Raw genomic sequence first — 15,490 nt, 5'->3', positions numbered from 1 at the left:
CGGGTCTCGCCCATGCCCAGGATCAGGTTGGACTTGGTCACCATACCCAAATCCCGGCCCTGGGTGATGACATCAAGGGACCGCTCGTACCGGAACGCCGGACGGATCCGCTTGAAAATCCTCGGCACGGTCTCCACGTTGTGCGCGAACACCTCGGGCTTGGAATCACAGATCGCCGCGATGTGCTCGGGCTTGCCGGAGAAGTCCGGGATCAACAACTCCACCCCGGTGCCCGGGTTCAGTTCATGGATCTTCCGSACSGTTTCGGCGTACAACCACACACCCTCATCGGCCAGGTCATCACGGGCCACCCCGGGTGTGCAGGCCTTCCTTCTTCACCAGGTTCTTGAGCTGGACAAACTCCGGCCCCATCTGGACCTTGGCCTTGATCCACTCGGGCTTGCGTTCAACCGGGACGGCCGAGTTACGCTGCTCAACGCGCAGCAACTTACGGCCTTCAGGTGCCAGGGTCACTGGAGTGCTCCTTCGTGGGTGGAAATGAGTGCTTCTTCATGCTTGCGGAATTCTTCCACGAAGCGGTCAACGATGTCGGCAGGGTTGATGGTCCGGCCGGCTTCCAGGGACATGGTGGTGACACTGGCGTCGGTAATTCCACAGGCAATGATCTGTGCGTAAGGCGCCAAGTCATTGCTGCAGTTAATGGCGACACCGTGCATGGTGACGCCGTCCAGGACGCGGATACCGATAGCGGCAATTTTGCGGTCTGGACCTTTCTCATCAGCAAGCATCCAGACGCCGGCCCGGCCTTTCACGGTCACTGCGTTGATGCCGTAGTCCGACATCACGGCGATCATGATGGCTTCGAGCCGCTCCACATAGTCGCGGATGCCGGCGCGGTTCTTAAGCTTGAGGACGGGATAGGCGATCAGCTGTCCGGGTCCATGCCAGGTCAGCTTCCCGCCGCGGTCCACGGGAACAACGGGTGTCCCGTCGAAGGGTCGCTCGTGATCTTCCGTGAGTTTGCCGGCCGTGTAGACGGCAGCGTGTTCCAGGAGTAAAACGGTGCTGTTCTTCTCGCCCGCAACAACTTTGTTGTGGATCTCGCGCTGCAGGTCCCAGCCCTGCATGTAGTCAACGAAATCAGGGGCAAGACCCAGTTGTGAAAACTCAAGAGTCATGGGTTCAAGCTTAGACCCAGCGGGAGACTGGCCATGGTTTTGTGGCGAACCTCTCAGTCGCATCGCGTGGTGTTGTCGTCAGGGTGCTACCTGTGGATAACTTCTGCGGAAAATCCCGTATTCCGGTAGATCTTATCTATGGAAACTCTGGATCCGCCCGCCGCCATCATGCCGTCCGTTGCCGGTTATGAGACATCCCGCCTCTTGGGCCAAGGCAGTACTTCTACCGTTTGGCTTGTCACCAGGAGCTGCGACGGGGCTCGGTTTGCCATTAAATGCGCCACTCCCGGCACGCCCGAAGGCCACGTGGCGCAATCCCTGATCTTTGAGGAGGTAGCGCGAGAGGTCAGGCTCTTGTCCGGCCTGAAGCACCAGCACCTGGTGGGGGTCCATGACGTCGTTCCGCTGGAAGGCGATTCTGCGGGGACACCGGGTATTGTCATGGACTTTGCGGCGGGTGGCTCGCTGGCCAACCTGATGGCAGGGCGGGGAAGGCTTCGGGTGGGGGAAGCCGTCACCATCCTCACCCCGCTTGCCCAGGTACTGGACTATTTGCATGCCAACGGCACCGTGCATGGTGACGTAGCGCCCGGGAATGTCCTCTTCACGGCCGAGGGAAAGCCACTGCTCGCGGACCTGGGCATTGCCTCCATCGTGGGTGGTGTCCGGCCAAACCCTGGGGCCGGAACGCCTGGCTTCACCTGTCCCGGCGACGCAGCGTCCGGCAGCGGGACTGATTCATCGCAGGAACTGCAGCCCGCGCGTGATGTCTTTTCGCTTGCCGCCATCGGCTGGTACTGCCTGACGGGGGCGGCCCCGGAGGCTACCCGGCACCGGCCGCCGTTGTCTGTGGTGGTTCCGGATGTTCCGAGGTCCTTAGTGGCGGCGTTGGAGGCTGCCCTGGATGTGGATCCGCTGGTGCGGCCAACAGCCAGGGAACTGGCCATGGCGATCTTCAGGAGCGCGGCGCCCGAGCCGGTGGACTTGTCCGGCGCCGTACATTCGTCCGTCATACCTGAGCTGCTGACGCGCCGGCAGGCCTTGGGGCGTCCCACCCGCCGCATCCCCCGATGGGTTGGATCATGGCGGAGGTTCCTTCCGCTTGGATTACAACCTGGACTTCGCCCGGAGGGCCGTCGGCCGCGACGTCGTGGCCGTTGGTTCATGGCCAGTGCAGCCACGCTGACTACCGGGCTGATGCTCGGCACCGCGGCATGGTTCCTGTGGCAGCAGAACCCGCAGCAACAGAGCATGGAGTTATCTGCACAGCCGCAGCAAGCAGCGGCGGAAACCGTCAATCCGGTCCCCGGACCAGGATCTACGGTGTCCGCCGACCTGCCGGAAGAGCTAGCCGACGGGCTCCTGGCTGATGACCCGGCAGTGGCCGTAGCCACGCTGTCATCCGTACGTGACATGGCACTGGCGCAGGGAAGGCTCGAGTTGTTGGCCTTGGTCAATGCCGCTGGGTCACCCGCGGAAGCCTCTGACCGGTTACTGGCGGATCACCTCCGGAAAGCCGGAACGATGTATGCCGGGTTCTCGACGACATTATCTGCGGTTGGTGTCTCCGGATCCGGGGAGGCCGGTGACGTAGTGGTCACGGTGACCGTGGCCACGTCGGGCTATGAAGAACGCGATGCCTCAGAGGCCAAAGCCCGGACACAGCCTGCGGGCCCGCCGCAGGAGCTTCGCGTTCACGTCGTTCGCGCTGACGGGCGATGGCGGATTTCGGAAATCCTTGCCCCAAGCCCCGGCCAGGAAAACGCCGCCCCGGACGACACCGGCCCAGCCACCATTGGCTGATCACTCAACCACCTGGTCAGCGTGCTTTGTCTGTCGTCAACCAGGCCATGGCGTGTGATAAGGATGGATGCTCCCACGTGAAACCAGCATTCGATAACCGGGCGGGTTCCATCCTCTGATTGGCCAGAACCAGCTCATCGGCAAGGCGCCCCAGCACCAAGCGCAAAGCGGGACGGGGGACACGCAGGAAAGCTGGCCGGTGGAAGGCTTTGGCCAGGGCGGCGACGATCGTGTTGACGTCCGCGCTTTCCGGGGCGCAAACATTCACCGCGCCATCAATGTCGGTTGTCAGGAGATGCGCCAATGCGGCCACCTCATCGGCCAGTGTGATCCATGGCCAGTACTGCCGCCCGTTTCCAAACGGCCCGCCCAGCCCGATCTTCACCAAGGGGAGGAGAGGTCCAAGCGCGCCGCCTGACGTGGTGAGTACTACGCCGGTCCTCGGAGTCACTACGCGTACACCGGAAGGTGCGGTCCTGGCAGTTCGTTCCCATTCGACGCACAAACTTCCCAGCACGCCATGCCCGGGCCCCGAATCCTCCCGTAGAACGCCCTCACGTGATGCACCGTAGTAGCCGGAGGCGGATTGGCTGATGAACGTAGCCGGTGGTGTACCGAGTCTTCCCATGGCAGCGGTCAGGGTCCGGGTGGCTTGGAGCCGTGAATCCCGGAGTTCCTGGATGCGCTTCTTGGTCCATGGGCGGTCCCCGATTCCGGCTCCGGAGAGGTTGATGACCGCCTCCGCGGTATCAAGGACGGCTTCGTCGAGATGCCCTGCGGCCGGGTCCCATGTCCACTCGCCGGGGTCCTTGGCGGGCCTGCGCACCAAGCGGGTGACCTCGTGGCCGTGGCCGGCCAAGTGCTCCGTTAAAGCCGTTCCGATCATTCCCGACGCTCCGGACATCACGATTCTCATGACCCATCTCACCATGGGAAACGCGTGTGGCGGAAACGCCTGTCGGTGCGGCTGAGGGTGGGCTCCTCTTGACTATGATCGAACAATGACCTCCTCCAGCTACCTCCGTTTCCCGCATGTGCACGGCGATCTGGTCACTTTCGTGGCCGAAGACGACATCTGGGTCGCCGCCCTCTCCGGCGGGCGTGCCTGGCGGGTTTCTTCCCAGCAGTTGCCGGCAAGGAACCCCCGCTTCACTCCGGATGGAAAACACCTCGTGTGGACGGTGATTGTGGGTACGTCGCCGGAGGTTGTCACGGCAAACGTCGACGGCGGTGGCTACAGGCAGCTGACCTACTTCGGCCACAGCACCACGAAAGTCAAAGGTTTCACGCCGGCAGGAAACGTGGTGGTGACCAGCGCCTTCCAGCAGGCGGAAAGCCGCCACACGCATGCTTACAGTCTCCCGCTTGACGGGGGCGCCGCCGTCGAACTTTCCTTTGGTCCGGTTGAGGCAGTTGCCTTCGGTCCCGAAATCGGGGACGAGAAGCCTGTGGTGGTGGCCAGCGTCCTTTCCCGTGAGCCTGCTTGGTGGAAGCGGTACAGGGGCGGCACGGCGGGCAAGCTGTGGATCGATGCCGACGGTAACGGTGAGTTCGAGCGACTGGTTCCGGAGGTCGACGGGAACCTCACCGACCCCCTCTGGGTCAAGGGACGTATCGCCTTCCTGTCGGACCACGAGGGGTACGGCAATCTCTACTCCGTTCTTCCGGACGGGTCGGGGCTGCGCCGCCACACGGATCACGAAGATTTCTATGTCCGGCACGCGAGCACGGATGGTGGCCGGGTGATCTTTGAATCGGCCGGCGAGCTGTGGATGGTTCCTTCACTCGATGCCGACGCCGACGCCGAGCCAAGCAAACTGGATATCACGCTGGGATCGGCGTCGCCGGCCCGCCGTCCCGCACCCCTCAAAGTCGCTGCACACCTCGGCGACGTCGTTCCCAACGCCTCGGGTACGGCCAGCGCCGTGGAGTCGCACGGCACGCTGCACTGGCTCCGGCACAAGGACGGGCCCTCGCGCGTGGTGGAGGCGACACCCGGCGTACGTGCCCGCCTGCCGCGTCCGCTGACGGCCGGCCGGATTGCCTACGTCGCTGACCATGGGTCTGTTGAAGCCCTGTACATCAAGCGCATCGCGTCTCCGTTGTCGGCACTGGTTGACGTACCCGACGCAGTTGTTCCGACGCCGGTTCCGGTCAACGAAGCCGATCCACTGCCCAAACCGGTAGCCGCGTCCAAGGTGTTGGGGCAGGGACGAACTGCGGCGCAAGCAACAGCCCCTGCCACGCCGCCAACTGGCACGGCAAGCGGCACTTCATCAGGTACGCCGGCCGAGCCGTCCGCTGACACTGTGAGTGCCGCGGACGCGCCGGCAGTCACTGACATGGCGGAAGACGCAGTTGACGTTCGGATCGATTTTCCGTCGCCCACGCGCACGAGTGCGCTGGAGGCAAGCCCGGATGGGCGATGGCTCGCAGTGGGAACCTCCTTTGGAGACGTCTATGTCGCTGATACCGCTCAGGGAACGTTGACCCTTGTTGTCAGCGTGGGTGAGGGCAGCATCGAACAACTGGCGTGGTCCGGGGATTCGCAGTGGCTGGCGTGGTCAGAGCCGGTCACATCCTTCGGTTCGCGGAGTAAGCTCCGCATCACCCGCCCGGGTGACGCTGAAGCGGGCATCATCGATCTCACCGACGGACGTTTCTGCGACGAATCGCCGCGGTTCACCCCTGACGGGAAGTTCCTCGCGTTCTTGTCGAATCGCAGCTTCGATCCCGTCTATGACGGGCACTCCTTCGACCTTTCTTTCCCGAGCCCCATCAAGCCGTATTTGGTTGCCTTGGCTGCGGACACGCCTTCACCTTTTGGCCCGTCTGTTGACGCACTTGAGGATGTGGCGACTGCCCCGGTAAAGTCCGACGACGGCGCCGCGCCTGCCGTGCGCGTCGACCCGGAGGGCCTGGCTCACCGCGTCATCGGTGTGCCCGTGCCGCAGGGAAACTACTCGCAGTTGGCTGTCGCGGACGGTGCCTTGTTGTGGCTCGATACTGAACTCTCGGGTGTGACTGGTGAAGGCAAGGGCTCCCTCGCAGATAAGAAGACCGCGCCGTCATTGGTGCGCTACGAGCTCGCCAAGCGCAAGAAAACCACCTTGGTTGCCGCAGTGGACAGTTACAGGTTGTCGGGAGATCTCAATCGGGTGGTGTACATCCTGGACCAGCAGGTCACGTCGGTGCCGTCGGACACCAAGGTGGACGACGAATCCGGCGACCTGGTGAAGGTGGAACTTAACAGGGTCCGGGTCATCCTTGACCCGGTGGCTGCCTGGGGGCAGGCATTTGAGGAGGCCTGGCGTCTTCAACGGGACTTCTTCTGGACCGCGGACATGGCGGGCCAGGATTGGGACTCCGTCTACAAACGCTACCGCCCTATGGTGGACCGGCTCGGTTCGCATGACGACCTCGTGGACCTGCTGTGGGAGATCCACGGTGAGCTGGGAACATCGCATGCCTACGTCAAGCCTGCCGCAGTGAGCGAGGCAGGGCGCAACGGCCAGGGCCGCTTGGGGGCTGAGCTTCACTTCGGCAGCAAAGGCTGGGAAATCACACGGATCCTGGCGGGCGAGTCCTCGGACCCGCTGGCCACGTCGCCTTTGACCCGACCGGGCGCCGACGCGAAGGCCGGTGACGTCCTGCTGGCGATTGACGGCGTCGAACTTTCAGCGGCTCTGACGCCCGCAATGCAGTTGGTGGGAGCGGCCGGCCGCACGGTGGAGCTGACCTTGCTGAACGGTGAGGGGCACGGAGGAGCCGCGGGGGCCCAGCGTCGCGTGGCTGTGGTCCCTGTCCGTGATGAAGAAAGGCTTCGGTACCAGGACTGGGTCCGGGCCAACCGCCGCACTGTGCGGGAGGCCTCGGACGGCAAGTTCGGCTACCTGCACGTCCCGGACATGATGGCCAACGGCTGGGCGCAGCTCCACCGCGATCTGGATACCGAAACCGCCTTGGACGGGCTGATTGTGGACGTGCGGCGCAACCGTGGCGGGCACACCTCCCAGCTGGTTGCCGAGCTCATCGGCCGGAAGGTCACTGGCTGGAGCATGCCGCGTGGGGAGAAGCCGCGGACGTACCCGGATCATGCACCGCGCGGTCCGGTGATCATCCTCGCAGACGAATTTGCGGGATCGGATGGGGACATCATCACCCAGGTGTCCAAGCTGAGGGGCATTGGCCCCGTGATCGGTACGCGGACGTGGGGAGGCGTGGTAGGCATCGACAACCGCTTCGCCTTGGCAGATGGCACCGGGGTGACGCAGCCCCGATACGCCACGTGGTTCAGCGGCGGAATCGGCTGGGATGTTGAAAACCGAGGTGTGGAGCCGGACATCGAAGTGCTGTTCCCGCCTCATGCCTATGCGGCCGGCACTGATCCGCAGTTGGAGTACGGCATTGGTGCCCTCAAGGAAATGATCCAGGAATTGCCCACTGACAGGCCTCCCCTCCGCGAGGGCTACCGCAAGGTCCGTCCGGAACCCTTGCCTTCACGTCCGCAAAAGGGCTAAGGGCAGAGGTAAACAGAGAAGAGCCCCGCCGTTTCCGTGAAGGAAGCGGCGGGGCTCTTCTCGTGGTTAGTGCTGCTGTTCAGCACACGGTGGTGCTACGCCGAAAGCGTGGCATCCAAGGTGATCTCGATGCTGGCCAGTGCACCCGAAACGGGGCAACCCGTCTTCGCGTCTTCGGAGATCCGGCGGAAGTCCTCTTCGGACAGGCCAGGAACCTTGGCGGTCATGGTCAGGTGGCTTCCGGTGATGCCGGTTCCGGGAACGAAGGTGACATCGGCCTTGGTGTTGACTTCCTCAGCGGTGAATCCTTCACCTGCGAGGGCGTGGCTGAAAGCCATGGAGAAGCATGCGGAGTGGGCCGCGGCGATCAGTTCTTCGGGGCTGGTCTTGCCGCCGGACTGTTCAGTACGTGCCTTCCAGGTGACATCGAACGTGCCCAGGCCTGAGCTGTCCAGCGTCGTGTTGCCGGCGCCCTCGATCAGGTTGCCGTTCCAAACCGTGTGTGCGGTGCGTGTTGCTGCCATGTCCACTCCTTGGGGTCGTTGTGAGTCGGCACCCAGCCCGAGGCGGGTGCCACCGGGTTCCATCCTAGGGATTTGCCGGTGGGACCGCACGGCCATTCCGCTGTCAGTGGATTGTGACCCCCTAGACTGGCGGGATGGAGACGGAAGTACAACCACCTGCAGGGAAGGGCCGAGGCCCGAGAATCGCGTCCATCATGATCAATGCAGTTGACGCTGCCCGATTGTCAGCCTTCTGGTCGGAACTGTTGGACATGCCGGTATCCGGCCGCCATGAGGGCTTCATCTGGCTGCGGCCCGCAGAACCAGGAGTTCCCCAGTTGGCGTTTCAAGAGGTCGCAGCGCCGACGGAGGGCCGCCGCAGACTGCATCTGGACCTCCACGACGCCGACCCTTCTGCTTTGCGGCACAAGGCGGAGTTGTTGGGAGCTTCCTTCGTGGAAGGCCACAGCATTGGCGACTTCCATTGGGATGTCATGCAAGACCCCGAAGGCAACGAATTCTGCATAGCCCAGGAATAGGCGCTTGCCTCACGGGCAAACTCCTACCACCTCCGCCACGAAAAAGCAGCCGTCCCTCTCCGCATGGTCGTGGAGTGGGACGGCTGCCGGCGTCAGGAAGGCGCCGGATCAGTTCCAGAGCGTGGCGATCGCGATGTTCACCAGGGCAAGACCGCCTACACCATGAGCCAATCCGGTGGAGACAGGCTCGCCCTTTTTGACCTTGCGGGAACCGATGACGGCCAGGACTGCCACGGCCACGCCAATGGCGAACTTGACCCCGAGCTTGAAGTAGTTGGGATCGGCATCAGGCAGCAAGGGGAACAAGCCCATCATGGCGATGCCGGTCAGGAGCTGCAGGAAAGCGCCATCACGCTGGCGGGGGTGGATGGTTGGCTCCTTGATGGTGGCGATCCAGTAGCCCACAATCATGGCTGCGCCGACGATGTGCAAGAACACCAGGATGTTGAAGAGAATACTCATGGTCCCAGCTTATCGAGTTGGTTCTACGTCTTGTAGCAAAGCCACGCGGAGGTGGATACAGCAAAGGGGCAGGTCACCGGATTTCCCGGTGACCTGCCCCTTCGCGCCAAAGGCGGACCTTTGTGGCGCTAAGCCCTAGAGGCCAAGGTCAGCTTCGAAAGCACCTTCCTCAAGGCGGGCCTTGAGGGTCTGCAGGAAGCGACCGGCGTCTGCGCCGTCCACCAAACGGTGGTCGTACGTCAGGGAGAGATACATCATGGAGCGGATGGCAATCGAATCATCGCCATTCTCGTCGGCGACCACCACGGCACGCTTGACGATCGCGCCGGTCCCGAGGATACCCACCTGCGGCTGGTTGATGATCGGGGTGTCGAACAGAGCGCCGACAGACCCGATGTTGGTGATGCTGAACGTACCGCCGGACARCTCGTCCGGACCGATCTTGCCGTCGCGGGTGCGGCCTGCAACATCAGCGATCTTGCCGGCGAGGCCCGCAAGGTTCAGGTTGCCGGCGTCGGAGATGACCGGAACCAGGAGGCCCTTGTCGGTGTCGACGGCGATCGCCAGGTGCTCGGCGTTGTGGTAGGTGATTTCCTGCTTGGATTCGTCGTAGGCAGCGTTGAGCTTGGGGTGCTGCTTCAGGGCCTCAGCGACAGCTTTGGCGATGAACGGCAGGAAGGTGAGCTTGACGCCATTCTGGGCCAGGAACTGGTTCTTGGCCTTGAGACGGAGCTTGGCGATCTTGGTCATGTCGACCTCATGCACCTGCGTCAGCTGGGTGGAGACCTCAAGGGACTCGCGCATGCGGCGGGCGATGACCTGACGGATACGCGGCGCCTTCTCCGTGGTGCCACGCAGCGAGGACGCTACTACCGGAGCAGCAGCCTTGGCAGCAGGAGCCGCGGGAGCCGATGCTGCGGGAGCAGCGGCGGCCTGCTTGGCTTCGGCAGCGGCCAGGACATCCTGCTTACGGATGCGGCCACCGACGCCGGTGCCGGAGACGGAGGCAATGTCCACGCCATGCTGGTTGGCAAGCTTGCGGACCAGGGGAGTGACGTAACCGGATTCCGAAGAACCCTCAGCTGCGGGTGAAGCAGGAGCGGGAGCCGGTGCAGCAGCAGGTGCCGGTGCAGCAGCGGCCGGAGCGGCAGCAGGTGCGGGAGCGGCGGCGGGTGCGGGAGCAGCAGCAGGTGCAGCCGGGGCCTCAGCAGCAGGTGCCGCGGCCGGGGCGGGAGCGGCCGCCGGTGCGGCTGCACCGGAACCGATGACGGCCAGGACGGAGCCAACCTCAGCGGTCTCATCCTCGTTGACGCGGATCTCCTGCAGGGTGCCTGCAACCGGCGACGGGATTTCGGTGTCGACCTTGTCGGTGGAAACCTCCAGGAGGGGTTCGTCCACCTCCACGGTGTCGCCGACAGCCTTGAGCCAGCGGGTGACGGTACCTTCGGTGACGCTCTCACCCAACGCGGGGAGGGTAACTTCGTGGCCTTCGCCGCCGGAAGCGGCGGGGGCCTCGGCAGCAGGAGCTTCCTCGGCTGCTGGTGCAGCCGGAGCCTCCTGGGCAGGTGCTGCCTGCTCCGCCGGAGCGGCAGGTGCTTCCTCGGCCGGAGCGGCCTCGGCAGCAGGAGCAGCCGAGCCGGAGCCGGAGCCGTCGCCGATGCGGACCAAGGGGGCGCCGACTTCAGCCGTCTCGTCTTCAGCGACGAGGATTTCTTCGATGACGCCTGAGATCGGAGAAGGGATTTCGGTGTCTACTTTGTCGGTTGAAACCTCGAGCAACGGCTCGTCGATCTCCACCCGGTCACCAACCTGCTTGAGCCAGCGGGTGACGGTTCCTTCGGTGACACTCTCACCGAGGGCGGGCAAGTTAACGGATTCAGACATGTCGTCCCCGTTCTCCTTATTGATCTTTGTGCGGATGAATTCTGCTGGTCCGGTTCAGGTGCATGCGGCATATTGCGCCGCATGCACCTGAACCGTGGGTCTTGGTAAGACTTAGCCGTGGAGAGCTTTGCCCGCGAGGGCAAGGTGGGCTTCGCCCAGGCTTTCGTTCTGGGTGGGGTGGGCGTGGACCAGCTGGGCCACGTCCTCCGGGTAGGCTTCCCAGTTCACGATCAGCTGGGCTTCACCGATCTGCTCACCCATGCGGGAGCCGATCATGTGGATGCCCACTACGGGGCCATCCTTCTGGCGTACGAGCTTGACGATGCCGCCGGTGCCGAGGATGGAGCTCTTGCCGTTTCCGGCCAGGTTGTATTCCTGGGTCTGCACCTGGTCGTCGCCGAACTTCTCCTTGGCGGCCTTTTCGGTGTAGCCGACCGTGGCGATTTCGGGCTCGCAGTAGGTGACCTTGGGGATATTGATGTCCTCGACGATTGCCGGGTTCAGGCCGGCGATTTCCTCGGCGACGAAGATGCCCTGCTGGTAGCCGCGGTGTGCGAGCTGGACGCCGGGGACGATGTCGCCGACGGCGTAGATGTTGCCAACGCCGGTGTGGAGGCGTTCGTTGGTGATGACGAAGCCGCGGTCAATGCTGATGCCGGCTTCTTCGTAGCCCAGGTTGGCGGTGACGGGACCACGGCCAACTGCAACGAGCAGGAGGTCGGCTTCGAAGGTCTGGCCGTCAACCAAGGTGACCTTGACGCCGTCGTCGTTCTGCTCAACACCCTGGAAGAAGATGCCGGTGGTGAACTTGATGCCGCGCTTCTTGAAGGCACGCTCGAGGTTCTTGACGATGGATGCGTCTTCGTTCGGAACCAAGGAGGGGAGGCCCTCGATGATCGTGACGTCCACGCCGAACGACTTCCATACGGAAGCGAACTCGACGCCGATGACGCCGCCGCCGAGGACGATTGCGCTCTTGGGGATGTAGTCCATGGTCAACGCCTGGTCCGAGGTGATGACCTTGCCGCCGATTTCCAGGCCAGGCAGGGAGCGTGAGTAGGAACCGGTCGCCAGGACAATGTTCTTGCCCGTGTAGGGGGTGCCGTTGACAACTACCGTGTTGTTGCCCTGGAGCTTGCCTTCACCCTCGATGACGGTGATGCCCTTGGACTTGATGAGTCCTTGGAGACCCTTGTACTTACCGGCGATGATGCCGTCTTTGTAGGCGTTCACGGCCGGCATGTCGATGCTGTCCAGCGTGACGTTCACACCATACTTGGCGGAATCGCGTGCATGGTCGGCCAGTTCGGCCGAGTGCAGGAGTGCCTTGGTGGGGATACAACCGTTGTGCAGGCAGGTTCCGCCGAGCTTTGCCTTTTCCACAAGGCCAACGGTGAACCCAAGCTGAACGGCCCGCAGGGCAGTGGCGTAGCCGCCGCTGCCGCCACCGAGTACCAGGATGTCGAATTCTTGCGCAGTTGCCTGATCGGCCACTAAAACGCTCCCTCGCGTGAATGATGACACGGGACTGCGTGCCATCTGGTCTTTGGAACTTGTTCTGCCGTGATTATGCCAGCACCTAAGTTCTCTTGCATTTGTGACTATCGAGTTCACCTTAGCGAACCACCTACCCATGCTCCACCCTCTGCGGGTGTTTGTGGAGCGCTTGTGTCCAGACTCACGTTCACTTGTGACACAGCGCTACACGCCGCATAATTCCGGGGTTGCGCGGCCCTTGCAGGATGTCCTGCAAGGGCCGTCGCGGCCCGGAAGGGCGGGGGCTCGCCGCTTAGGCGGAGACTGCGAGCAGATCCTCGGCGTAGGCAACCAGGGTGCGGACGGTGCATCCGGTTCCCTGCTTAGGGGTGTAGCCGTACGGGCTGCCGTTGTTGAACGACGGGCCCGCAATGTCGACGTGCGCCCAAGGGATCTGCTGGCCGTCGCCGTTCTTGCCGACGAATTCCCGCAGGAAAACAGCCGCAGTCATCATTCCGCCGTTGCGCTCCCCAATGTTGGCAAGGTCTGCCACCTGGGAATCGAGGCTTGGGCGCAGTTCTTCGGGCAGCGGCATCGGCCAGACCAGCTCGCCTGCGCGGTCTGCCGCTGACTTCAAGGCAGCGGTGACGGAATCGGAGCCCATGACACCAGCGGTGCGCAGTCCCAGGGCGATGAGCTGGGCGCCGGTCAGCGTGGCAACGTCAATGATGGCGTCCGGCTTCTCCAAGCTGGCAGCGACGAGTCCGTCGGCCATGACCAGGCGCCCTTCGGCGTCGGTGTTGAGGACCTCGACGGTCTTTCCACCGTAGATGGTGAAGACGTCGGCAGGCCGTGCCGCAGCACCCGAGGGCATGTTCTCCGCAATACAGAGCCACGCAGTCGCCTTGATGTTCAAGCCCAGCGAAGCGATGGCCAGGACAGTGTTAAGGACGACGGCGGCGCCCGCCATATCGCTCTTCATGTCACCCATGCCGAGGGCCGGCTTGATGGAGATACCGCCGGTGTCGAACGTGATGCCCTTGCCCACGAGCGCAATCTTCTTGGTGGCCTTGGCCGGCGTGTATTCGACCTTCACAAGGCGTGGCTGGCGCGTTGAACCCTTGCCCACGCCAAGGATGCCGCCGAAGCCTTCCTTTTCCAGGCGCTTTTCATCCCAGACAGTGACCTTGACGGGCAGGCCTTTGGCGAGTTCCTTGGCGGATTCGGCAAAGGACTCCGGGTAGAGGTGGCTGGGAGGCTGGTTGACCAGGGTCCGGGTGGCGTTGACGGCGCGGGCCACAACAGCAGCACGGTCCAGTGCCGGCTGTGCGTCCTTGGGATCGACATCGGAAAAAATCAGGGCCTTTGATACAGGGGCCTTCAGCCCGTCCTTGCTGGAACGGTGCTCCGTGTAGGAGTAGGCGCCAAGGGAGGCACCTTCGGCGATTGCCGCGACGTCGGCGAGGCCGGTGGTTGGGAACGCCAACGTTACCGACGCAAGGCCGGCCAACTGCCGGACGGCAGACCCTGCGGCGCGACGCAGGGATTCTTCGCTCAGGCTGCCGTCGTCGGAGGGCTTTCCTACTCCTGCAAGGACAAGAATCCCCGAGCCCGTCTCCGGAAGGCCCGGAAGCCGGTGCGCCTGGTCCGGTGCCCCGGTGATCCCCAAGAGCTTCAGGGACCCTGCAACGGATTCGGCGGCCTTCGCGCTCAACGGGTTGGCTAGCAGTACCGGCCCGTCCGCGCCTTGGGCAACGCCGATCACAAGTGCGTCGCTGGGGGACTTTTTCAGGTCCTTGGCGATGATGCCCAGGATGATGTCAGTAGTCTTGACCACGAGGATGTGTCCTCACTTCTCTCTGCATTGCATGGCGGGCCCGCATGTTTGGCGGCCTGCCCCGGTACGCGCCCGACGTCGCCTCGCGACGGCGGCCTTGGTCTGCAGGTCCAGCGCCGCAAAGGACGTGGACCCGTTTCGATCGTAGTCTCTGAAACGCTGCGGACAGCAATTAAATGAGAGCTGCGGCACATCAGGGGCAGGAATGCCCTTTGGCCGTGCAGCGTTGTATGGATTAATAGCGTCCCGCAGCCATATAGCGGTGCCGAGTGGTGTGATGTCGCAGGGTGTCACCTCACCAGTTGTCTGTCCGATGTTGGGCGGGACCTCCCTAACTCTGTCATTGCGAAAGGAACACGCCGTGTTTGAACGGATATCCGGCTCCCTCCTGGACCCCGAATCGCTGTATGCGCGAAATATTGAGACCTTCCACAGCCCCGAGCTTCGCGGACTGAACATGGTCATGGGATTCACGGGCTTTGCCGATGCCGGTCAGGTAGTTCGGCAGATCAACGCGGAACTGTTGGACGAGCTCGACGCCGAGGTAGTGGCCATGTTCGATGCCGACCAACTGATCGACTACCGTTCGCGGCGCCCCCACATCAGCTTCGTGGAAGATCACCTGCAGGATTACCAGGCTCCCAAGCTGGGTCTGTATAAGTTGACTGACGGCCTCGGTCAACCGTTCCTGTTGCTGGCCGGCTTCGAACCGGACCTCCAATGGGAGCGTTTCTCTCGGGCCGTCGTCGGGATTGTTGAAGAGCTGGACGTCAACCTGGTCACCTGGATCCACTCCATTCCCATGCCTGTTCCGCACACACGGCCCGTGGGAGTCACCGTTCATGGCAACCGCCCCGATCTCATCGAGGGTATTTCCAGCTGGAAGCCCACTGTGGACGTTCCGGCTGCAATCGGCCACGTCCTTGAACTCCGGCTGACGGAAGCGGAACGGAACGTTGCGGGCTATGTGATCCATGTTCCGCATTACTTGTCAGAAGCCGAATACCCTCCGGCGGCCGTGGCCGGCCTGGAGTACTTGGGGGCCGCAACATCGCTGATGTTGCCCACCGACCGGCTGCGTGAGTCCGGCCGGGACGTTGGTCGCCAGATCGCCGAACAGATCGAGGCCTCGGAAGAGGTCCAAGCGGTGGTCACCAATCTTGAGACCCGGTACGACGAGAAATCCGAGGGCGTAGTCCGCCGCTCGCTGCTGGCAGACGAAAACGATGAGCTGCCCAATGCCGAGGACATCGGAGCGGCCGTCGAGGCCTATTTGGCCCGTAAGGACTCGCCTCAATAAATCATCTTTCAGGCGGTGACAGGCATA

Annotated in this window: 11 protein-coding genes and 1 pseudogene; 4 read left to right on the top strand and 8 right to left on the bottom strand. The window is 63.2% G+C overall.

Translation table 11 applies throughout. The features are described from left to right. Both AB4Y77_RS12290 and lipB read right to left on the bottom strand, forming a co-directional pair. Positions 1-474 (bottom strand): annotated as a pseudogene (locus AB4Y77_RS12290) (radical SAM protein); the annotation flags it as partial. Next, the gene (gene lipB, locus AB4Y77_RS12285; RefSeq protein WP_311214757.1) at positions 471-1,139 is read right to left on the bottom strand and encodes a lipoyl(octanoyl) transferase LipB; all 669 of its coding nucleotides are present in this window, start codon (positions 1,137-1,139) and stop codon (positions 471-473) included. The gene lipB and the pseudogene AB4Y77_RS12290, both read right to left, overlap by 4 nt. Before the next feature lie 138 nt (positions 1,140-1,277). Between lipB and AB4Y77_RS12280 the strand changes: the two genes are divergently transcribed. After that, on the top strand, positions 1,278-2,942 hold the full coding sequence (locus AB4Y77_RS12280; RefSeq protein ID WP_442014139.1) for a serine/threonine-protein kinase: 1,665 nt from the start codon (positions 1,278-1,280) through the stop codon (positions 2,940-2,942). Positions 2,943-2,958: 16 nt separating this feature from the next. Here AB4Y77_RS12280 and AB4Y77_RS12275 read toward each other — a convergent pair whose 3' ends face one another. Continuing rightward, on the bottom strand, positions 2,959-3,858 hold the full coding sequence (locus tag AB4Y77_RS12275) for a TIGR01777 family oxidoreductase (RefSeq protein WP_442014138.1): 900 nt from the start codon (positions 3,856-3,858) through the stop codon (positions 2,959-2,961). A gap of 85 nt (positions 3,859-3,943) precedes the next feature. On the opposite strand from AB4Y77_RS12275, the gene AB4Y77_RS12270 reads away from it, so the two are divergent. Next, positions 3,944-7,462, top strand: a complete 3,519-nt coding sequence (locus tag AB4Y77_RS12270; protein WP_442014137.1) for a S41 family peptidase — start codon at positions 3,944-3,946, stop codon at positions 7,460-7,462. A 95-nt stretch (positions 7,463-7,557) separates the two neighbouring features. Here AB4Y77_RS12270 and AB4Y77_RS12265 read toward each other — a convergent pair whose 3' ends face one another. Next, positions 7,558-7,986, bottom strand: a complete 429-nt coding sequence (locus tag AB4Y77_RS12265; protein WP_062067972.1) for an OsmC family protein — start codon at positions 7,984-7,986, stop codon at positions 7,558-7,560. A 194-nt stretch (positions 7,987-8,180) separates the two neighbouring features. Here AB4Y77_RS12265 and AB4Y77_RS12260 point away from each other — a divergent pair, with 194 nt between their 5' ends. Beyond that, entirely contained in the window at positions 8,181-8,504 is a 324-nt protein-coding gene (locus AB4Y77_RS12260; RefSeq protein WP_311214761.1) for a VOC family protein, read from the top strand. Between the two features lie 108 nt (positions 8,505-8,612). Here the strand turns inward: AB4Y77_RS12260 and AB4Y77_RS12255 are convergent, their stop codons facing one another. From AB4Y77_RS12255 to AB4Y77_RS12240, 4 genes are all read right to left on the bottom strand, one after another. Next, a complete protein-coding gene (locus tag AB4Y77_RS12255) occupies positions 8,613-8,966 on the bottom strand; it encodes a hypothetical protein (RefSeq protein WP_311214762.1) in 354 nt (117 codons plus the stop codon). Between the two features lie 135 nt (positions 8,967-9,101). Beyond that, on the bottom strand, positions 9,102-10,850 hold the full coding sequence (gene sucB / locus AB4Y77_RS12250; RefSeq protein ID WP_442014136.1) for a 2-oxoglutarate dehydrogenase, E2 component, dihydrolipoamide succinyltransferase: 1,749 nt from the start codon (positions 10,848-10,850) through the stop codon (positions 9,102-9,104). A 111-nt stretch (positions 10,851-10,961) separates the two neighbouring features. Next, positions 10,962-12,344 (bottom strand): dihydrolipoyl dehydrogenase, encoded by a 1,383-nt coding sequence (gene lpdA / locus AB4Y77_RS12245; protein ID WP_311214764.1) that lies wholly within the window; start codon positions 12,342-12,344, stop codon positions 10,962-10,964. A gap of 295 nt (positions 12,345-12,639) precedes the next feature. Beyond that, complete coding sequence (locus tag AB4Y77_RS12240) at positions 12,640-14,163, bottom strand: leucyl aminopeptidase (protein WP_442014135.1); 1,524 nt, start codon at positions 14,161-14,163, stop codon at positions 12,640-12,642. A gap of 361 nt (positions 14,164-14,524) precedes the next feature. Here AB4Y77_RS12240 and AB4Y77_RS12235 point away from each other — a divergent pair, with 361 nt between their 5' ends. Continuing rightward, positions 14,525-15,463, top strand: coding sequence for a proteasome assembly chaperone family protein (locus AB4Y77_RS12235; protein WP_442014134.1), 939 nt, complete (start codon positions 14,525-14,527; stop codon positions 15,461-15,463). The last annotated feature ends 27 nt before the right edge of the window (positions 15,464-15,490 follow it).

It is taken from the genome of Paenarthrobacter sp. YAF11_1, assembly GCF_052113445.1.
Taxonomy (GTDB): domain Bacteria; phylum Actinomycetota; class Actinomycetes; order Actinomycetales; family Micrococcaceae; genus Arthrobacter.
Note: the sequence above shows the minus strand (reverse complement) of the source record. Positions and strands in the feature narration are given on the sequence as shown.